The sequence below is a fragment of the Pseudoxanthomonas sp. genome (assembly GCF_027498035.1).
GTDB lineage: Bacteria > Pseudomonadota > Gammaproteobacteria > Xanthomonadales > Xanthomonadaceae > Pseudoxanthomonas_A.
Map to the genome: position 1 here is coordinate 1,649,332 of NZ_CP114978.1, position 19,724 is coordinate 1,669,055.

Genomic DNA, 19,724 nt, shown 5'->3' on the forward strand with positions numbered 1-19,724 from the left:
TGGGTAACCAGGCCCTCATGCCATCGAAGTGCGAACCGCGGCGCGGCCGGACTTGCCTAGGTCACTGCTCGATCCGGCGCTGCGCCACCGCACGTGCCATGCCGATGGCCTCGACCAGCATCTCGCCGGTGACCGGCTTGCGCAGGAACCCGTCGAACCCCGCCGCGCGCGTCTGTGCCTCGGCCTCGCCATCGGCGCGCGCGGTCACCGCCAACAGCGCGGCCTGGAAACCCTGCGCACGCAACTGGCGCGCCAACGACAGTCCATCCATGCCCGGCAGGTCCAGGTCCAGCAGGGCGATGTCGAAGCCGCCCACCGCCACTTCGGTCAACGCCGCCAGGCCATGGCCCACCGCCTGCACGCGATGGCCACGTGCACGCAGCAGGCCGGTGATGACCTCGGCGATGGTGGCGTCGTCCTCGACCAGCAGGACCGACAACGGCAGGCTTTCATCCCGGGCCGGCACCACCACCGTCGGCGTGCCGCGCGCGGCGGTCGGCAACGGCAGGTCCACCAGGAAGCGCGTGCCCTGGCCCGGCATGCTCTCCACGCTGATCCGCCCGCCCATGGCGCCAGCCAGTTCCTGGCTGATCGCCAGCCCCAGGCCGCTGCCGCCGTAGCGCGCGGCCGTGCGTGCGCCTTCGGCCTGCTCGAAGCGCTGGAACAGCCGCGCCACCTGCCCTGCGGCGATGCCCGGACCGCTGTCGCTGACGATCAGGCGCACGCCGCCGCCTTCCAGCGGCAACGCCTGCAGGCGCACCCAGCCCTGCTCGGTGAACTTGACCGCGTTGTTGAGCAGGTTGAGCAGGATCTGGCGCACCCGGACCGGGTCGCCACGCAACGCGACGGGCAGGCCCGCAGCCACATCGCTACTGAAGGCCAGGCCGCGCTTGCCGGCCATCGGCGCGGTCAACGCCACCACGCCGTCCAGCAGTTCGCGCAGGTCGAAATCCTGCTGGTCCAGCTCCAGCCGACCGGCTTCGATCCGGGCCAGGTCCAGCGCATCGTTGACCAGTCGCAACAGGTGCGTGCCCGCGTTCTGGATCGAACGCGTATAGCCATGCTGGCGCTCGTCCAGGTTGGTGGACAGCAGCAACTCGCTCATGCCCAGCACGCCGGTCATGGGGGTACGGACTTCGTGGCCCAGGGTCGCCAGGAAATGGGTCTTGGCACGCGAGGCTTGCTCGGCCACGGTGCGCTCGTGCTGCGCCATCTGCCAGGCAGTCCGTCGCCGCAATCGCAGGCGATACAGGTACAGCCCCCAGAAGATCAACAGCAGCGACAGCCCGATCCAGCACACCAGCCCCCAGGGGCTGCGCCACCACGGCGGCAGCACCCGGAAGCGCAGCGTCTTCACCGACGACCACACGCTGTCGCTGCTGCGGCCCTGGATTTCCAGCGTGTAGCGACCAGGCGGCAGGCGCGAGAACAGGCGCTCGCCGGTGGTCCCCACGTCCACCCAACCCGGGTCGTAGCCATTGAGACGGAACCGATAGCTGTTGTCGTCCGAACCGGAGAACGACAACAGGCGCGCCACGATGTGCAGGTCGCGGTCATTGCTGTCGACCTGCGGCTCGGCCACGTGGGTCAGGTCCAGGCCATCGTCACCACGGCGCACGCCGACGAATTCGATCTGCAGCGAAGGCTGCCGCTTCGAAGGAACCAGCTGACCGGGATCGAACAGCACCAGGCCATCCGGTGTGGCGGCGCTGATCTGGCCGGTCGTGGCCTGGACCAGGGATAGTTCGCGGATGTCCGGATTGGGCAAGCCATCGCGCACGCCGTATTGGCGGACCGAACCAGTCACCGGGTCGGTCCGCGCAAGACCGCGCGACGAGCTGGTCCACACCACGCCCTGGTCATCGACCACCAGACCCGTCGGTGCCGCCGCCGGGAAACCTTTTTCTTCGCCAATGGCCGCAAGCAGTTCCAGGCGCTGCCCATTCCAACCGTATCGCTCGATCCGTCCCATCCGCCCCACCCAGAGATGCTGCGCATCCGGGAACGCGAGCGAAAACGCCGCCGACGGGACGTCACCTGCAATGGCTTGGAACTGCTGGCTTGCCGGGTCCCAGGCCCGCACGCCGCGATCGCTCGCCAGCCACAGGCGACCGTCCGGCCCGCAGCGCGCGTCCTGGACGAAGGAATTCTTGGCCAGGTTGAGCCGCGGCGCGGCCAGCACATGCCCGTCCAGGTCACGCAGTTGCATGCCCGAAGCGCGCGAATACAACCAGAGCTGGTCGCCGCAGGCACGGATCAGGTCGGTACTGCCGGCCAGCATGGCATCGCGCGCGGCGCCAGAGACCCAGCGCCGCACCTGGTGGCTGGCCGGGTCGTAGCGCTGCAACGTATCGGCCAGGCCGATCCACACCCGGCCCGCGCGATCTTCGGCCATCGCCTGCGGCCACTGCACCGAATCGATCACGCGCAGGTGGTGCTGCACCTTGCCCGTGACCGGGTCCAGCCAGTCCAGCGCACTGCGCGTCCCTGCCAGCCACAGGCCGCCGCCCGTTGCCGGCGTGGAGACCAGCACGTAGGGGTTGTACATCGAAGCCGGATCACTGTCGTCATTGGTCAGCACCGCGAACTGGCGCCAGTTCGCCGGCAGATGCCACAACCCGGCGTTGATGCTGGCAAACCACAGGCCACCATCGCGGTCTTCATACGCGGTGGCCCAGCTGGGCTTGACCATGCCCTTGGCCGACACGCTGTACAACGGCACGTTGTGGACGGCCCCTCCGGCCTGATACCCCAGGCCGGAAGCCGTATCCAGCCAGTAGGTGCCGGCGTGGTCGCGCAGCAGCGTCTGCAGGACGGGGATGTTCGAACTCTGGCCCCACGGTTGCTTCACGTATTGCCCATCGGGCTTGCGCAACACCGCGCCACGCGTGGTGGCGATCCACAGGCTGCCGTCGGATTCGGGGCGCAACCGATTGACCAGCGGCGAAGGCAGCGCGTCGTCCGGAACGCGTTCGAAATCGCGACCGGTCCAACGCGCGACACCGGCACGCGTCGCCAGCCACAGACTGCCGTCGGAGGTGACCGCCATGTGCACGATTTCATTGCTCGGCAGGCTGCGCGGATCGCCCGGGACCGGCATGAAATGCTGGAAGCTGCCATCGGCCAGGCGCCGGGTCAGGCCACCGCCCTGGGTGCCGAACCACAGGCTGCCGTCGGCGGTCGCCTCGATGCACCAGATCGTATTGCTGGTCAGCTCCGGCGTGTTCTGGCGATTGTAGAAATGGAACATGCGCCGGTCGGCATCGAGCACCGCAATGCCGGCGTTCTCGGTGCCGATCCACAGCCGGTTGTCCAGGTCCGAATGCAGGGACCAGATCAGGTTGTCGCGCAGGCCGTCTTCCATGCGCCAGATGCGGAAGCCGCGGCCGTCATAACGCGCCAGGCCATCGTGGGTCGCCATCCACAGATAGCCCAGCTTGTCCTCGGCGAAGGCATTGACGCGGCCGCTGGGCAGGCCGTCGCCGACACCCATCTGGCGCGGCTGGGGGGTGAGTGGCACCGCGGCCTGGGCCAGGCCGGCCCAGGCCAGCAGGCCACACAGGAAAAATCGTCTTGCCCACATCCGCTGGTTGCCCCCATGGCGTTGTCGCGTCTTGCCGCGTGGGCCTTGCCGGATGGGCCGCCTGCGTACGCACGCCATCGTGCAAGCAAGCGCGGAGGCTGGCAACCATCGCAATGGCAGGACAAACACGGCATTGCGGCGCATGTCATTCCACGCGCCCGCAATGGATTGTTCCTGGCAGGCACAACGTTCTGCGCCAGGCAGGTGTCTAGAATCCCAGCCATGACAATGCCACGCCGCCACAGGCGCCTTCCCTCTTCCGCCTGGCTGCTGGCCGGCCTGCTGGCGACTGCAGGTGCCGCCGCGACGCCGAAGACCTACCAGCTGGACCCCGTGCACACCCGGGTGCTGTTCGCCATTTCCCATGCGGGCTTCTCGCAGGCGATGGGCACGGTGTCGGGCAGCACCGGGCTGCTGCAGTTCGACCCGGACGACTGGAGCCAGGCCCGGGTGGAAGTCAGCGTGCCGCTGGAGCGTGCCGACCTGGGCGATGCGGCCTGGAACAAGGCCGTGGCCGCCGGCAACCTGCTGGATATCAAGGACCACCCGCAGGCGAGCTTCGTCTCCACCCGCGTGGTGGGCACCGATGCCACGCATGCCGAAGTAACCGGCAACCTGACCCTGCATGGCGTCACCCGCGAAGTGACCCTGGCGGTGACCTTCAACCAGCTCAAGCGTCATCCGCTGCCGCCGTTCCGGCGCACGGCCGGGTTTTCGGCCACCGCCACGATCAGCCGCGCCGATTTCGGCATCACCGCATGGAAATCGGTGATCGGCGATGCGGTGCAGCTGACCATCCAGGCCGAGGCCACCCGCTCGGGCAAGGATTTCGACGACCAGCCGGACCAGGACCCGGACAACGCCACGCCGCAGGAACCTGTGCCGCCCGACGCGGTCGCACCCTCACCCGCCAACGACGCTCCCCAGCCAACGCCACAGGACCCCACCCCATGACCCGACCGAACGCCGAACGCTGGGGCGCCGTCAGCCAATCGCTGCACTGGCTCATCGTGCTGCTGATCTTCGTCCTGGCCGTGGTCGGGCTGACCATGGGCGAGCTGCCCAAGACGCCGAAGTATTTCTGGGTCTACACCGCCCACAAATCGGTCGGCATCACGGTGCTGGTGCTGGTGGTCGCGCGCCTGGCCTGGCGCCTGTATGCCGGCGCGCCCCGGCCGGTACCGGACACGCCAGGCTGGCAGCACACCATCGCCAGCCTCACCCACCTGCTGCTGTACGGGATCATGTTCGCCATGCCGCTGTCGGGCTGGCTGTACGACTCGGCCAGCGGGCTGCGACCGTTCAAGTTCTTCGGGCTGTTCAACATGCCCAAGCTGGTCGCGCCCGACGAAGCGATCCGCGCCGTCGCCCACGGCATCCACGCCTGGGGCCTGTACGTGCTGATCGTGCTGGTGGCGATGCATGCCGGCGCCGCGTTCTACCACCATTTTTTCCAGGGCGACGCCACGCTTGCCCGCATGCTGCCGCGCGGCTGGTTGCGCGCGCCGACTTCCGCTCCGCAACCCAGGGATTCCTGACATGTCCAGCAAGTTCCTCTCCCCCGCCCTCACCGCCGCCGCACTGGTGGCGATGTTCTCCACCGCCGTGGCCAAGGCCGCCGACTACGTGCAGGCGCCCGGTTCGACGCTGGTGTTCGCCACCAGTTACGACGGCGAAACCTTCACCGGCAAGTTCGGCAAGTTCGACACCAAGGTCAGCTTCGATCCGGCCCATCCCGAACTCGGCACGCTGGAGGTGACCATCGGCCTGACCGGCACCAACACCGGCAACGGAGATCGCGACTCGACCCTGGCCGGTGCGGATTTCTTCAACGTGGGCAAGTTCGCCCAGGCCACCTATACCGCCAAGGGCTTCAAGTCGCTGGGCGGTGACCGCTACAGCGCCGACGGCACGCTGACCCTGCGCGGCGTGTCCAGGCCGGTCACGCTCACCTTCGTGTGGACGCCGGGAGCGCAGCCGACGCTGGCCGGCAAGGCGACGGTCAAGCGCCTGGACTTCGGCGTTGGTGGCGGCGACTGGAAGGACACCAGCACCATCCCCGATGCCGTCGCAGTCAGCACCAAGGTCGTACTGAAGCCGGTCAACTGAGCAGGCAAAGCAGTCACGACGCACACGACGCCGGGCACTGCCCGGCGTTTTGCCGTGTGGGCCGTGCAACGGTGCCGTTGGGGAGAATGACTTCCGGTCCATGCGCGCTTGTCCGCAACGCGGCGATGCTCGTGCTTCTCCCATGGAACAAGGATCTTCTGCATGCGCCTGCCAACCCTGCTGGCTGCCATCCCGATCGCCGTGCTGTTGTTCGTCAGCCCGGACGGCCACGCCGCCGCCATCGCCAGCACGCCGCAGGCAGCGGTGCAGCAGTACGTGCAGGCCGAATCGAAGTTCGATCTGGATGCGCTGAAGGCCGTGCTGGATCCACAGTTCATCGAGATCAGTCCGTTGGGCCAGGTCGACGACCACGCCGCGGTGCTGTCGTTCTATGCGCCGGAGAAAAAGATGGACGGCCCGTCGGTGCAGCTGGCGCAGACCGTGGTGCACGACCACGGCGACACGGCCGTCGTCAGCGCCCAGCTCAGCTACGCCATGCAAGGCCACGCCATGACGCTCACCCTCGGCGCGGTGGCGCGCAAGACGCCACAGGGCTGGCAGCTGCTGTCGGCCCAGTACACGCCAGTGCGCGAGAACCGCAATCCCGCCGCCGCGCCGTAACGCTTCAACCCGCCATGAAGGCCTGCACCCGCGCACTGTCGAACGGCCAGTCCAGTTCCCGCGCGTCGCACGCATCGCGCAGCACCGGCACGCGCAGGCCGTAGCGCGCCTCCAGCCCGGCATCGTCATCGATGTAGACGCTGTCGAACTCCGGCAGCCGCGCGGCGGCCAGGATCTCCAGCGCCAGGTCGCACAGGTGGCAGTCATCGCGCTGGTAAAGCAGGTAGGTGGACATCGGCAGGCATGCGAGGGAAGAGTTGCAGTGGTAACCCAGGCCGGGCTGCGGCGTCGAGTCCGCCCGGCTGCCGTCGCCGTCCTGTGAGGGCGAATGCAATGAAAAATCGAAATTAAAGCGAAGGATCGGCGCCTACAATGCGCCAACCCGCCCTTCCCTGAAAATAATTTCGATTTTATGGACGTCGCCGTCGCCGGCACGCTTGCCAGCCGCATCCACCAGCAACTGCGCCACGACATCGTGCGCGGGCGGCTGAAGGCCGCGGGCAAGCTCAAGCTGTCCGAGCTGCAGCAGCATTACCAGATCGGCCTGGCCCCCTTGCGCGAAGCGCTGGCGCGGCTGTGCGGCGAGCAGTTGGTGGTCAGTGCCGACCAGCGCGGCTTCTGGGTCGCGCCGCTGTCGCTGCAGGAACTGGACGACATCGCCAAGGTCCGCGTACTGGTGGTCAACGAGGCGATGAACGACTCCATCGTCCACGGCGACGCCGCGTGGGAAGCCGACGTCCGCCAGTCACTGGATGCACTGGCCGCGATCGAGCGCGACCTGTCCGGCAGCAGCACCCAACCGCCGGCCGACGTGCTGGACGAACTGGAAGCGCGCAACTTCCGCTTCCATCGTGCGCTGCTCGGCGCCTGCCGCTCGCCATGGCTGCTGCGCCTGCAGGACATGTTCTACCACCAGGCCGAACGCTACCGGTACGCCGCCCTGCCGCGCTCGCGCGACAAGCGCTTCTCGCTGGACGAACACCTGGCCATCGCCGATGCCGCGCTCCAGCGCAACGTGATCAAGGCCTGCCGCCTGCACGACGAACACATGGCGCGCACCCACGACAGCGTGCGCGCGGCGCTGGCGCAGCACCTGCAGACCGACGCCGTCGCACCCAGCGCACGCGCGCGACGCTGACCGCGCCTCAGCCCCCTTCTTCCAACGCAGTTCTCTTCCGGATTTCCCAACGTGGCCGTCAGCACTTTCGACCTGTTCAAGATCGGCATCGGGCCGAGTTCCTCGCATACCGTCGGGCCGATGCGCGCTGCGGCGCGCTTCGTCTCGCGCTGGCTGACCCAGGCCGATCGGCTGCAGGACGTAACCCGCATCCGCGCCGAAGTGTTCGGCTCGCTGGCGCTGACCGGCCGTGGCCACGGCACCGACAAGGCCGTGCTGATGGGCCTGGAAGGCCACCTGCCCAACCTGATCGACCCGGACGTCATCCCGGCCACGCTGGAGCGCATCCGCAGCGAACACCGCATCGCCCTCGGCGGCACGCACGTGATCGCCTTCGAGGAAAAACGCGACCTGCTGTTGAACAAGCGCCAGAAGCTGCCCTTCCACACCAATGGCATGCGCTTCACCGCATTCGATGCGGCCGACAACGTGATCGCCACGCGCGATTACTACTCGGTCGGCGGCGGTTTCGTGGTCAATGCCGACGAGGCCGCCGACGACCGCATCGTCGCCGACGAAACGCCGCTGCCGTATCCGTTCAACAGCGGCGACGAATTGATCGCGCGCAGCGCCGAAAGCGGCCTGTCGATCGCCCAGCTGATGTTCGAGAACGAAAAATCCTGGCGCAGCGAGGACCAGATCCGCGAAGGCCTGCGCGAGATCTGGAACGCCATGCAGTCCTGCGTGGCGCGTGGCATCCGCCAGGAAGGCACCCTGCCCGGCGGCCTGCATGTCTCGCGCCGCGCCCCGGCGCTGTACCGCGAGTTGTCGACCAAGCCCGAAGCGGCGATGCGCGACCCGCTGACCACGCTGGACTGGGTGAACCTGTACGCGCTGGCGGTCAACGAGGAAAACGCCGCCGGCGGTCGCGTGGTCACCGCCCCCACCAATGGCGCGGCCGGGATCATCCCCTCGGTGCTGCATTACTTCGACCGGTTCTGCCCGGGCGCCAATGAGCAGCGCGTGTTCGACTTCCTGCTGACCGCCGCGGCGGTGGGCATCCTGTACAAGGAAAACGCCAGCATCTCCGGCGCCGAAGTCGGCTGCCAGGGCGAGGTCGGCGTGGCCTGTTCGATGGCCGCCGCCGGCCTGACCGCCGCGCTCGGTGGCAACACCAGCCAGATCGAGAATGCCGCCGAGATCGGCATGGAGCACAACCTGGGCCTGACCTGCGACCCGATCGGCGGCCTGGTCCAGATCCCCTGCATCGAGCGCAATGCGATGGGCTCGGTGAAAGCCATCAACGCCAGCCGCATGGCCATGCGCGGCGACGGCAAGCACAAGGTCAGCCTGGACAAGGTGATCCGCACCATGCGCGATACCGGCCGCGACATGCGCGATAAGTACAAGGAAACCAGTCGCGGCGGGCTGGCGGTGAACGTCATCGAGTGTTGAGCACGCCCTGGCCTGCCATCGCGCGGCCCCGACCCGATCCGCGGGCTGGCCGTGCGCATCAGCGGCTGCCGCCTGGTGGGTTGCCATCGACTGCTATCGTGGCGCCACCGTCCATCGCGCAGGAAGCCCAACGATGCCCACGCCCGCCACGCGGCCCGGTTCAGTCCGGCCTCGCCCGGTACGCAAGGGCTGGGCCGGGATCTGGCGACTGCTGATTCCTGCCGGGGCAGTGCTGGTCGCCGCGGTGTATTTCGGCCAACGCCCCTCTTCGCCAACCGAAACAGTGCCCGCGCCTGCAGCGGTACCCGATGAAGCGCCGTCATCAGCGCGCGAGGCATTGATCCTCAAGCCCACCCAGCCCGGCCAGACCCCACCATCGGTCGTCCAGGACGCACGCTTTTCCGTCCTCGATGACGGGCAGACCCTGCGCATCGACGGTGGCATCGGCCCCCAGTTCGCCCGTCAGCTCGAAGCCGTGCTGGGTGAACATCGTTTCCTGCAGCGCATCGTCATCACCAGCGGCGGCGGCTATGCGGGGCCCGGCCTGGAAGCAGGCCGCCTGATCCAGCGGCACAACCTGACCGTCCGGGTGCATTCGATCTGCGCCAGCATGTGCGTGGGCCTATGGGCTGCCGCGACCGCCCGTGAGCTGGAGCCCGATGCGCTGATCGGCCTGCATCAATGGCGCCTGGACTGCCGCCCGCTGGGTGAGGCGCTGCGCAGGGAATGCGAGTACCAGGGACAGTTCGCCACCGAACACGACAGCACCTACACGGCGTGGCTGCGCAGCGCCGGATTCAATGCCTACCTGCTGTCGCTGCAGGCCAACACGCCGGCCGCCAACGTCGCCGTGCTGACCGCGCCGCAACTGTGGGAGAACGGCGTGGACTTCAACGTGGTCAATGCCGACGGGCAACGGATGACACGCGAGCAGGTGCAGGCATTCCTGCGTGACCGACGCCTGCGTGACAGTCACTGACTGCTGATCTGAATGACCTGGGGCCTGTTGCCGCCGGACTGACCACACAGGCTGCCTAGGGCCACGTCGGACCGGCCCTAGGCAGCCTGCTCGCGGCTGCCGGGCAGCAGGGCCAGCACGTCGTCCAGCAGCGCTGCGGCGGTAACTTCCGCCCCGGCGCCGGGACCCTGGATCAGCAGCGGCTGGTCGGGATAGCGGTCGCAGTGGATCGCTACGCGGTTATCGGTGCCGCCCCCGCCGCACAGGGCGTGACTGGCCGGCAGCGCACGCAGGCCAACGCTGGCTCCTTGCGCGTCGAAACGCCCGACCAGGCGCAGCTGCGCGCCATCGCGACGGGCGACATCCAACTGCTCCTGCAGTGGCGCATCGAGCACGCTCAGCAGGTCGTCGATCTGCGCATGGCTGGCATTGGCCAGCACCTGCGGCACCAGCGATTCGACGCGCACATCGGAACGCTGCAGCGGCAGGCCAGCCGCACGCGCCAGGATCAGCAGCTTGCGGCGCACGTCCTCACCGGACAGGTCGATGCGCGGGTCAGGCTCGGTATAGCCCGCCGTGCGCGCCTGGCGCACATGGCTGGAAAACGCCTGCGTGCCATCGAACTGGTTGAACAGCCATGCCAGCGAACCGGACAGCACGCCTTCGACCGAGGTGATCGCATCGCCACCGGCCACCAGCGCGCGCAGGCTGCGCAGCAGCGGCAGGCCGGCGCCGACGGTAGCGCTGTCGCCGTAGACCGCACCGCCGTCGCGCGCGGCCTGTTCGATGGCCTGTGCGCGTAGCAGGTCCGCGCCGGCGCCGAGCTTGTTCGCGGTTACCACGTGCACGCCGCGGCCCAGCCATTCGGCATGGCGCAGGGCGATGGCATCGCTGGCGGTGGCGTCGATGACGATGTCGCCGGCATCCAGCGCATCGGCTTCGGCCCAGGGCGGGACGATGCGGGTGTTGGCCGGCGCATCGCGCAGCTGCTGCAGGGCCGCTTCAAGCGCGCGGTCGCCTTCGATCACCTCACGCGAATTGGCGATCCAGGCGAAGGCCGGCAACGCAACGCCGCGCACCTGCAATCGCTGGTAGCGCGCGATCAGCGCAGCGCCGACCACGCCAGTGCCCAGCAGCGCCAGGCGTGGTGCGCGGCGCGCGTTGAGGCGGACGACCGCGCTCATGCGTCGACCGTTTTCCGGGCCGTCGCCTGGATCACCGACTGCGCGCGGATCAAACCCGCCTGCAGGTCGGCCACCAGGTCCTCGGTCAGTTCAATGCCGATCGACAGCCGCAGCAGGCCATCGGAAATCCCCGCCTTGGCACGGGCTTCGGGGGTCATGGCCGCATGGGTCATGGTGGCCGGATGGGCGATCAGGCTTTCCACACCGCCCAGCGATTCGGCCAGGGTGAAGTACTTCAGTCCATCGACGAAGGCGCGGACGGCCGCTTCGCCGCCGTCCAATTCGAACGAGATCATCGCGCCGAAGCCCTTCTGCTGGCGTGCGGCGATGGCATGGCCCGGATGCGAAGCCAGGCCCGGGTAATAGACCTGGGCGACGGCATCGTGGCCGTCCAGCAGGTCAGCGATGGCGACCGCGTTTTCCTGGTGCACGCGCAGCCGCGCATCCAGGGTGCGCAGGCCGCGCAGGGTCAGGAATGCATCGAACGGCGAACCGGTCAGGCCCAGCGCGTTGGCCCACCACACCAGCTGCTGGTGCAGTTCGGCAGTGCGCGCGATCACCGCGCCGCCGACCACGTCGCTATGGCCGTTGACGTACTTGGTGGTCGAGTGCAGCACCAGGTCCGCGCCGAATTCGAGCGGCTTCTGCAGCGCCGGCGACAGGAAGGTGTTGTCCACCACCACCAGCGCGCCGGCCTTGTGCGCCGCTTCGGTGACGAAGCGCAGGTCGGTGATGCGCAACAGCGGGTTGGACGGGGTTTCGATCAGCACCAGCCTGGGCGACTGCGCCAGCGCATCGGCCAGCGAGCGCGGGTCGGTCAGGTCGGCGGTGATCAGCTCGAAGTGACCCTTGGACGCCAGCGCGTTGAACAGGCGCCAGCTGCCGCCGTACGCATCGTGCGGGACCACCAGCTTCTCGCCCGGCTGCAGCAGCGCGTTGAGCACCAGGTTGATCGCGCCCATGCCGGTCGCGGTGATGACGCCGCCGGCGCCGCCTTCCAGCTCGGCCAGGGCTTCGCCCAGCAGGTCGCGGGTGGGGTTGCCGCTGCGGGTGTAGTCGTACTGGCGCTTGTTGCCGAAGCCGTCGAAGGAGAAGTTCGACGACAGCACGATCGGCGGGGTCACCGCACCGTAGGCGGTATCGCGGTCGATGCCCGCACGCACGGCGGCGGTGGCCGCGCTGCAGGGAATGTTGTCGTTGCTGGCATGGCTCATGGGGTATCTCCGGTGGGGCGAAGGGCAGTGGCGAGGATCGCGTCGATGCGGTCGGTTTCTTTCAGGAAGGCGTCGTGGCCGTACGGCGAGCGCAGCACGCGCAGGTGGCCGTTGGTGCCGAGTCCTTCGACCAGCGTGACCATGTCGGCCAGCGGCACCAGGCGGTCGCCTTCGACCGCAACCACCGTGGTGGGAATGGCAATCGTGGCCGGGTCGATGCGGTGCAGGTCGATGGATTCGGACAGGCGCAGGAAGGCGGTGACCGGCGTGCGCGCCACGTACTGCGCGCCGGCGGCATCCAGGTAGTCCTCGGCGGCCACGCGCACGCGGCCATTGACCAGCTCCGGCGGCGCGTCGAAGCGCTCGCCGAATTCTTCCGGCGTGCGGTAGCTGAGCATGGCGAACTGGCGCGCCAGCGACAGGCCCTGCTGGTCGGCGCACTGCATCTGGCCCAGCGCCACCGCGTGGCGCTGCAGCGCGCGCCAGGCCGAGGCGAACGGATGCGGGCGATGCGCGCCGCTGACCGCGATCAGGCGTTCGACGCGCTGCGGATGGCGCGCGGCCAGGTGCTGGCCGACCAGCGCGCCGTAGGAATAACCGACGAAACCGCGCAGGCGCGGAATCTCCAGCGCATCCAGCAGCGCGACGATGGCATCGGCCTGGTCGGCCGGGTCGATCGGCGCATCCAGCTGGCCATCGGCGCCGATGAAATCGAACGCCAGCACGCGCACGCGTGCCGGATCCAGGGTGCGGCCAGCGCCGACCAGATCGTTGGCCCAGCCGTTTTCGGGGAACTGCACGCTGGCCGCCGCATGGCGGTGGGCAGAAATTCCGCCGGCCAGGAACACCACCGGCGCACCGGCCGGACCCTGCAGCTCGTAGCGCAGGATCAGGGTGCGGGCACCGGCATGACGCAACGCCAGGGCCACCGGCAGCTCACCGCGGATCGCGGGCGCACCGGCAGCCGGCGTACACGACGCATCGGCTTCAGTGGATTCAGGCGGCGGTGGCGGTAGCTGTGTTCACGAGGCTCATGGCGAATCCGGGAGGAACGGCCATCGAGCTTTCGCGGGAAGCTCGCGTTCGTCGTGCGTGGCGATGCAGCTGCTGCACGGTACGAACCATCTTTCGGTCTAAACGCAGATGCGTCGCCGCAGGATTTGGCACCTACACGACACGCTGGATTGCGTCGCTGGCTGCCCCGGCTTCAAAGGGCCTGTCCCTCTGCCGGTCTCGATGGTGGGTGAAGGTTGCCAGCCTCGTCAGGGGATGTCAATCGCTCTATCAAGATAAAGCGATGGTTGTTTCAGAAACCGTTGTCAGACCCCCCATGCAGCGCCCGCAATGACCACGCGCCACTTCATAATCGGAGGTCATGACACGCCCCTCCCTGTTCTGCGCCGCGCTGGCGACCCTGTTGCTGGCCGGCTGCGCCAGCGTCACCCCGCCAGCCTCCACGCCTGCACCCGACACCGGTCCACCGGCACCCAAGCCCGATGCCGTGGTCAGGGAAGCCTGGATTTCCACCGGCCAGCCGGAAGATGAAATCGACTCACTGGCCGTCTGGCCGACTGAACAAGGCGGCGCGTGGCTGATCGCCACGGCCAAGTCCAGCAACCAGCTGGTGGTCTACGACGCCGACAGCGGCCAGCGCCTGCGCACGGTCGGTGGACCGGGCGAGGGTCCGGGCCAGTTCAAGCGCCCCAACGGCATCGCGGTCTGGGGCGACCTGGTGTTCGTCGTCGAACGCGACAACCACCGGGTGCAGGTGCTGCAACTGCCCGACTTCACCCCCCGCGGCGTCATCGGTGCCGACACGCTCAAGGTGCCTTACGGCCTGTGGCTGCAGGAAACCGCACCAGACGCGCTGGAGCTGCTGGTCACCGACAGCTTCATGGCCGATTTCCGCACCGGCCTCCTGCCGCCGCGCGAGCAGATGGACCAGCGCGTGCGTCGCTTCCACGTGCCGCTGGACGAGGACGGCCCGGTCACCGGCACCGATGCCGGCAGCTTCGGCGACACCAGCGACGCGGGGATGCTGCGGATGGTCGAATCCATCGCTGGCGATCCGGCACACGACCGGTTGCTGATCGCTGATGAGGACCAGCGGGTCGGCTCGACCCTGCGCGACTACACGCTGGACGGACGGTTCCGCGGCACCAGCCTGCCGCGTTTCACCGGCGATGCCGAAGGCGTGGCGCTGTGGGACTGCGACGTGGATGGCGGCTGGTGGATCGCAGTGGACCAGACCAGCCCGACGCTGTTCCGGGTATACGACCGCGCCAGCCTGGCACCGGTCGGGACGTTCAGCGGCGAAGTCGTCGCGCAGACCGATGGCGAAGTGGTGTACGCCGCCGGCACGCCACGCTTCCCCGATGGCGCGTTGTTCGTCCAGCACGACAACCGCGCCGTGGCCGCGTTCGACCTGCGCGACATCGCCACCGCCCTGCACCTGCGCGGCAGCTGCCTGCCATGAGCCCGCGCGCGGCCTGCGCCAGCGCGCTGTGCCTGCTGCTGCTCGCCACCGGGCTGACCACCGCGCAGGCCGGGCGCCTCTACAAATGGAAGGACGCCCAAGGCGTCACCCACTACGCCGGGAAACCGCCGGGCCAGCAGGCACCGGCGGCTGGCCCAGTCGATGTCCTGCACTTCCAGAGCACGCCGAGCGCGCTGGTGAAGCTGCGCCTGGAAAAGACCCCGACCCGTTACCAGGCCTGGGCCGACAACCTGTTGCCCGGCCCGGTGCAGGTGCAGTTGTCCTTCGTCCGCCAGCGCGGACTGATCGCCTCGCCCGACCTGCCCGTGCGCAAGCTCGTGCCCGCCCATGGCAGCGTGCTGGTGTCGACCCTGATCGTGGCCGATCCGCTGGCCGGCAGCGATTTCCAGCTGAAACTCGACGCCCAGCCCGGCGATCCGCAGGCCAGGCCGTTGGACGTGATGTACCAGCTGCCGTTCGACGCACCGATCCGCGTCGACCAGGGACCCGGCGGTCATCTCAGCCACGACGATGCGCAGAACTTCGACGCGATCGATTTCGCACTGCCCGAAGGCACGCCGGTGCTGGCCGCGCGCGATGGCGTGGTGATGCAGGTCGAAGGCGACTTCGACAAGGCTGGCCTGGACAAGGAGAAGTTCGGCGGCCGCAGCAACTTCGTCCGCATCCTGCACGGCGACGGGACCATGGCGCTCTACGCCCATCTCAAGCCCGAGGGTGTGCTGGTCCGCGCCGGCCAGTCGGTCACGACCGGGCAGCGGATCGGCCTGTCCGGCAATACCGGGTTCTCGACCGCACCGCACCTGCATTTCGTGGTGCAGGTCAACACGGGCATGCGCTTGGCCTCCGTCCCGATCCAGATGCGCGGGCCGTTGGGTGAATTGCGGTTTCCCGACCAAGCGCCCGGGCGGCAGAACACGCCCCGATAGGACACCGGCCTGCCGTAGGAGCGGCTTTTATCCCGCACACCCAAGGCATTCGCTGGATCGCTGACCAAGGGACATGGCGCCGACTGGCGTCATTCAGCGCGCGTTGACAGCAAACTTATTACATAAGTGTAATATTAGCCTGTGAACAGATTCGACACCCCGCCCACGCGCTTCGATGCGACCGAGCTGGGCCTGCAGGCCACCAGCCGCAAGCACCGCAGCTTTCCCAGGCAGGCGGCCACGGTGGTGCGGATGGTCAAGCTGCTGCACAAGCTCACCGTCGACCATGGCAATGAGCTGCTGCGTGCATACGGCCTGAGCTATCCCGAGTACAACGTGCTGATGATGATCGACGCCAGCCCGGACGGTGCGCTCAATCCTTCGCTGATCGCCGACGCGGCCGGCGAAAAATCCGCCAATGTCACTCGCCTGACCAACCAGCTGGTCGACAAGGGCCTGATCGCGCGCCTGCCCAGCGCCCAGGACCGGCGCATGTCGCTGCTGCGGCTGACGCCCGAAGGTGAAGCGCTGATTGCCGCGTTCCTGCCACAGGTCAACCGCCAGCTGCACGATTACACCCGCCACCTGGATGCCGATGAGCAGGCCCAGCTGCAGCAGCTGATGGTCAAGCTGCTGCGCGGCGTGGAGGAATCGCTGTGAGCGCCACCGCGCCCGCATCCACGCCGCGCGCCTCGTGGACCGCCCAGGCGCGCGAAGCCCTGCGCGGCGAAGGCGCGGCCTGGATGTTCGTGTTCAAGGTGCTGCTGTCGATCTACCTGGCCGGCATGATCGCCATGCGCATGGGCTTCTCTTCGCCCAGCACGGCGATGATCACGGTGATCGTGGTGATGAACCGGCAGAGCGGCATGGTCCTGGCCAAGGCGTTCTATCGTGCCATCGGCACCATCGTGGGCAGCATTGCGGCGGTCTGCATCACGGCATTGTTTCCGCAGCAGCCCGTGCTGTTCCTGCTGGCCCTGTCGCTGTGGGTCGGCCTGTGCGCGGGCGGCGCGCTGATGTTCCGCAACTTCCGCTCGTACGGCTTCGTGCTGTCCGGCTACACCGTGGCGATCATCGCCCTGCCAGCGGTCAACGCGCCGACGGAAGTGTTCACGCTGGCCACCGCGCGCCTGACCGAGGTGCTGCTCGGCCTGCTGGTCAGTGCGGTGGTGTTCGACGTGGTGTTCCCTGCGCGCCTGCGCAACAGCCTGCGCACGGCCGCCAATGCATTGCTGGCCGGCTTCCTGGATTTCGTGCGCGACGGCACCCGCGGCGCCCTGCCGCGCGAGCAGATGGAACAAGCCCACCTGCGCTTCGTGCGTGAGTCCATGGCACTGGAGGACCTGCGTGCATCGGTGGTGTTCGAAGACCCGGAAGCGCGGGTGCGCAGCCGTCGCATGCGCCTGGTCAACCAGCGCTTCATGGCCGCGTCCACGCGCTTCCAGTCGCTGCATCACCTGATCAACCGGCTGCTGCGCAGCAGTCCCGACGATGCCGTCGCCGGTGCGCTGATGCAGCTGTACCGGCCGCTTGGCGAAGCGCTGGCCGCGCGCAAGGCCGGCAACCACGACGACGTCACCGAGCGCCTGGAACAGGTCCTGGCAGCACAGCCGCTGCGTGCCACGGGGCTGCGCGCGTCGTTGCCCGCTTCGCGCCATGACGACTTCGATACCGGCGCCTCGCTGCTGCTGCGCCTCATCGAAGAACTGCGCGACATGACCCACACCGCGGCCGCCATGCAGCACCCGGGCATCGGCGGCCAGCTCGCACGCGCCAGCGAGAAAGTGCGCTTCCGCTACGCCACCGACCGGATGTCGGTCGCCGTCACGGTGGTGCGCAGTTTCCTGGTATCCCTGCTGCTGGGCCTGGCCTGGATGTCCAGCGGCTGGGCCAGCGGCGCCGGCGCGATGGCCAATGTCATCGCCTTCACCGCGATCCTGGCCGCAGGCCCCAATCCCAACGTCACCGCCGCGCAGATCACCAAGGGCTTCTCGCTTGGCCTGTTGATGGCGTTCCTGTGCGTGACCCTGGTGATGCCGCGGATCGACAGCTACGGGATGCTGGTGCTCGGTACCGCACCGTTCCTGATGTTGGCGGTGTATCTATCCACGCGTCCGCCACTGTTCGGCATGAGCCTGGGGATGTGCCTGGGCACGCTGGTGCCGCTGAGCCTCGGGCTGGCGCCGAGCTTCGACGTGGCCAGCTTCCTCAACAACGGTGTCGCGTTCCTGCTGGGCGCGGTGCTGGCGATGATCGCCTTCCAGCTGATCCCCTCGGTGATCGGCACGCAATGGCAGCGCCGGCGCCTGCTGACCGAACTGCGCCACCAGGTCACGCTGGCCGCGCGCGCGCCGCTGGATGGCCTGGCGCCGCGCTTCGAAAGCGTCAGCCGCGACCTGTTCCTGCAGGTGGTCACCCATACCCAGCCCAACAGCAGCGAATCGCGCACCCTGCTGGCCTGGGCGCTGGCCGTGCACGAAACCGGCCGCACCTTGATCGAGCTGCGCCACGACAGCATCGATGCGGCCGTGCCACATGCCATCGAAGCGCACATCGACGCGGCCGTGTCGGCGATCGCGCGCCTGTACGACCACCTGTCACCCGCCGACCACCAGGCCGCGCTTTCGCACCTGGATGCAGCGCTGGCCGATACCGTCGTCAACGGCGCCGTGCCCCCGTCCCTGCAACGGGTCCGCCAGCACCTGCACCTGCTGCGCAGCGCACTGCGCGACGCCGATTCCGTCCTGGCCGGCGCCGCCGGCGGCAACCCCGACACTCCCCCGGAGCCTTCCCGTGCTGCCTCCTGAGATCTCCATCGGCGGCGTCTACGTGCCGGGCCTGCTGGTCCTGGCAGTGGCGCTATTCGTCCTGTTCTGGGTGCTGGATGGCATCGCCGGCCGCATCGGCCTGTACCGCCATGCCTGGCACCCGCCGCTGTTCCGCCTGGCCCTGTATGTCTGCGTGTTCGGACTACTGGGCCTGCTCCTGCTCAACTGAAGAATCACGATGAAAACCCAATCCCTGATCCGCACTGCCCTGACCGTGATCGTGGTGCTCGCCGCCGCCCTCATCGCCCACGCGTTGTGGAAGCACTACATGTACTCGCCCTGGACCCGCGATGGCCGCGTGCGTGCGGAGATCGTGCGAGTGGCACCGGATGTCTCCGGCCTGGTCGCCGAAGTCGATGTGCATGACAACCAGCTGGTGAAGACCGGCGATGTGCTGTTCCGCATCGATCCGCGCCGCTTCCAGCTGGCCCTGGCCCAGGCCGATGCCGACCTGGGCGCCGCACAGGCGGCGGCGCGCGCGGCCGGTGCCAGCATCTCCGCGGCCAGCGCCGGCACCGCCGCCAGCCAGGCCGACTATGAGAAATACGAAGCCCAGTCCGAGCGTCGCCAGAAAGCCGCAGCAGTGATTTCCGCTGAAGACCGCGCCGATGCCGTGGCTACCGCGCGCGCCGCGCAGGCGGCCGTGGCCCAGTCGCGCGCCAACCGCAACGCAGCGACCGCATCGCAGGCACAGGCACTGGCCGCAGTGGAACAGGCGCAGGCCGCGCTCGACCTGGCCCAGCTCAACCTGGACCGCACCACCGTACGCGCCACCGCACCGGGCTACATCACCAACCTGGACGTCCGCGTCGGCGACTACGCCAGTGCCGGTAGCGCACGCATGGCCCTGGTGCGCAGCGACAGCGTCTGGGTGTACGGCTATTTCGAAGAGACCAAGCTGCCGCTGATCCGTGTCGGCGACCGCGCCGATATCCGCCTGATGAGCGGCGGCCACGCGCTCAAGGGCACGGTCGAGGGCATCGCCCGTGGCATCACCGACGCCGACAACCCGACCAGCAGCGGCGACCTGCTGGCCGATGTCAGCCCGACCTTCAACTGGATCCGCCTGGCCCAGCGCGTGCCGGTGCGCGTGCGCATCGATCCGGCCAGCATCCCCAGGGACACGGTCCTGGCCGCGGGCATGACCGCCTCGGTCACCGTGCATCCGGGCGAAGGGCACAACCGCGCGGCCGACTGACGCCCGCTTCCTCACAACCCGGCAGAAATCGCCC

17 protein-coding genes, 1 pseudogene and 1 riboswitch are annotated in these 19,724 nt (G+C 68.4%); of the genes and pseudogenes, 13 read left to right on the top strand and 5 right to left on the bottom strand.

Translation table 11 applies throughout. The annotated features are described in order from the left end of the window. Nucleotides 1–61: 61 nt before the first annotated feature. Entirely contained in the window at nucleotides 62–3,583 is a 3,522-nt protein-coding gene (locus tag O8I58_RS07210) for a two-component regulator propeller domain-containing protein (protein WP_298321816.1), read from the bottom strand. Nucleotides 3,584–3,805: 222 nt separating this feature from the next. On the opposite strand from O8I58_RS07210, the gene O8I58_RS07215 reads away from it, so the two are divergent. The 4 genes from O8I58_RS07215 to O8I58_RS07230 all read left to right on the top strand — a co-directional run bounded on the left by O8I58_RS07215 (nucleotide 3,806) and on the right by O8I58_RS07230 (nucleotide 6,313). Then, nucleotides 3,806–4,537 carry a YceI family protein gene (locus O8I58_RS07215; RefSeq protein ID WP_298321818.1) on the top strand — a complete coding sequence of 244 codons (732 nt, stop codon included), beginning with the start codon at nucleotides 3,806–3,808 and terminating at the stop codon, nucleotides 4,535–4,537. Next, on the top strand, nucleotides 4,534–5,121 hold the full coding sequence (locus tag O8I58_RS07220; protein WP_298321820.1) for a cytochrome b: 588 nt from the start codon (nucleotides 4,534–4,536) through the stop codon (nucleotides 5,119–5,121). The genes O8I58_RS07215 and O8I58_RS07220 overlap by 4 nt, the downstream gene beginning before the upstream one ends. A 1-nt stretch (nucleotide 5,122) precedes the next feature. Continuing rightward, entirely contained in the window at nucleotides 5,123–5,692 is a 570-nt protein-coding gene (locus tag O8I58_RS07225) for a YceI family protein (protein WP_298321822.1), read from the top strand. Nucleotides 5,693–5,854: 162 nt separating this feature from the next. Beyond that, nucleotides 5,855–6,313 carry a nuclear transport factor 2 family protein gene (locus tag O8I58_RS07230; RefSeq protein WP_298321824.1) on the top strand — a complete coding sequence of 153 codons (459 nt, stop codon included), beginning with the start codon at nucleotides 5,855–5,857 and terminating at the stop codon, nucleotides 6,311–6,313. A 4-nt stretch (nucleotides 6,314–6,317) separates the two neighbouring features. Here O8I58_RS07230 and O8I58_RS07235 read toward each other — a convergent pair whose 3' ends face one another. Then, nucleotides 6,318–6,548, bottom strand: a complete 231-nt coding sequence (locus O8I58_RS07235; protein ID WP_298321826.1) for a glutaredoxin family protein — start codon at nucleotides 6,546–6,548, stop codon at nucleotides 6,318–6,320. A 177-nt stretch (nucleotides 6,549–6,725) separates the two neighbouring features. Between O8I58_RS07235 and O8I58_RS07240 the strand changes: the two genes are divergently transcribed. The 3 genes from O8I58_RS07240 to O8I58_RS07250 all read left to right on the top strand — a co-directional run bounded on the left by O8I58_RS07240 (nucleotide 6,726) and on the right by O8I58_RS07250 (nucleotide 9,864). Beyond that, on the top strand, nucleotides 6,726–7,451 hold the full coding sequence (locus O8I58_RS07240; RefSeq protein ID WP_298321828.1) for a GntR family transcriptional regulator: 726 nt from the start codon (nucleotides 6,726–6,728) through the stop codon (nucleotides 7,449–7,451). A gap of 51 nt (nucleotides 7,452–7,502) precedes the next feature. Then, entirely contained in the window at nucleotides 7,503–8,885 is a 1,383-nt protein-coding gene (locus O8I58_RS07245; protein ID WP_298321830.1) for an L-serine ammonia-lyase, read from the top strand. Between the two features lie 133 nt (nucleotides 8,886–9,018). After that, nucleotides 9,019–9,864 (top strand): hypothetical protein, encoded by an 846-nt coding sequence (locus O8I58_RS07250; RefSeq protein ID WP_298321832.1) that lies wholly within the window; start codon nucleotides 9,019–9,021, stop codon nucleotides 9,862–9,864. Between the two features lie 77 nt (nucleotides 9,865–9,941). On the opposite strand, the gene O8I58_RS07255 is transcribed toward O8I58_RS07250, so the two are convergent. From O8I58_RS07255 to O8I58_RS07265, 3 genes and pseudogenes are all read right to left on the bottom strand, one after another. Then, a complete protein-coding gene (locus tag O8I58_RS07255) occupies nucleotides 9,942–11,027 on the bottom strand; it encodes a homoserine dehydrogenase family protein (protein WP_298321834.1) in 1,086 nt (361 codons plus the stop codon). Next, nucleotides 11,024–12,241, bottom strand: a complete 1,218-nt coding sequence (locus O8I58_RS07260; protein ID WP_298321836.1) for an O-succinylhomoserine (thiol)-lyase — start codon at nucleotides 12,239–12,241, stop codon at nucleotides 11,024–11,026. The genes O8I58_RS07255 and O8I58_RS07260 overlap by 4 nt, the downstream gene beginning before the upstream one ends. Next, nucleotides 12,238–13,276: pseudogene (locus tag O8I58_RS07265) on the bottom strand (homoserine O-succinyltransferase). Before O8I58_RS07265 ends, O8I58_RS07260 begins: the two are co-directional and overlap by 4 nt. Before the next feature lie 83 nt (nucleotides 13,277–13,359). Continuing rightward, nucleotides 13,360–13,484, bottom strand: a riboswitch (SAM riboswitch). A gap of 132 nt (nucleotides 13,485–13,616) precedes the next feature. Here O8I58_RS07265 and O8I58_RS07270 point away from each other — a divergent pair. The 6 genes from O8I58_RS07270 (at nucleotide 13,617) to O8I58_RS07295 (ending at nucleotide 19,690) form a co-directional block, all read left to right on the top strand. Continuing rightward, entirely contained in the window at nucleotides 13,617–14,717 is a 1,101-nt protein-coding gene (locus O8I58_RS07270; RefSeq protein WP_298321840.1) for an NHL repeat-containing protein, read from the top strand. Then, nucleotides 14,714–15,664: a peptidoglycan DD-metalloendopeptidase family protein gene (locus tag O8I58_RS07275; protein ID WP_298321842.1), complete on the top strand. Its 951-nt coding sequence runs from the start codon at nucleotides 14,714–14,716 to the stop codon at nucleotides 15,662–15,664. Before O8I58_RS07270 ends, O8I58_RS07275 begins: the two co-directional genes overlap by 4 nt. A gap of 141 nt (nucleotides 15,665–15,805) precedes the next feature. Beyond that, entirely contained in the window at nucleotides 15,806–16,324 is a 519-nt protein-coding gene (locus O8I58_RS07280; RefSeq protein WP_298321844.1) for a MarR family winged helix-turn-helix transcriptional regulator, read from the top strand. Then, nucleotides 16,321–18,471, top strand: coding sequence for an FUSC family protein (locus O8I58_RS07285; protein ID WP_298321845.1), 2,151 nt, complete (start codon nucleotides 16,321–16,323; stop codon nucleotides 18,469–18,471). The genes O8I58_RS07280 and O8I58_RS07285 overlap by 4 nt, the downstream gene beginning before the upstream one ends. Continuing rightward, the gene (locus O8I58_RS07290) at nucleotides 18,461–18,661 is read left to right on the top strand and encodes a DUF1656 domain-containing protein (RefSeq protein ID WP_298322827.1); all 201 of its coding nucleotides are present in this window, start codon (nucleotides 18,461–18,463) and stop codon (nucleotides 18,659–18,661) included. Before O8I58_RS07285 ends, O8I58_RS07290 begins: the two co-directional genes overlap by 11 nt. Before the next feature lie 9 nt (nucleotides 18,662–18,670). Continuing rightward, entirely contained in the window at nucleotides 18,671–19,690 is a 1,020-nt protein-coding gene (locus tag O8I58_RS07295) for an HlyD family secretion protein (RefSeq protein WP_298321847.1), read from the top strand. Nucleotides 19,691–19,724: the final 34 nt, after the last annotated feature.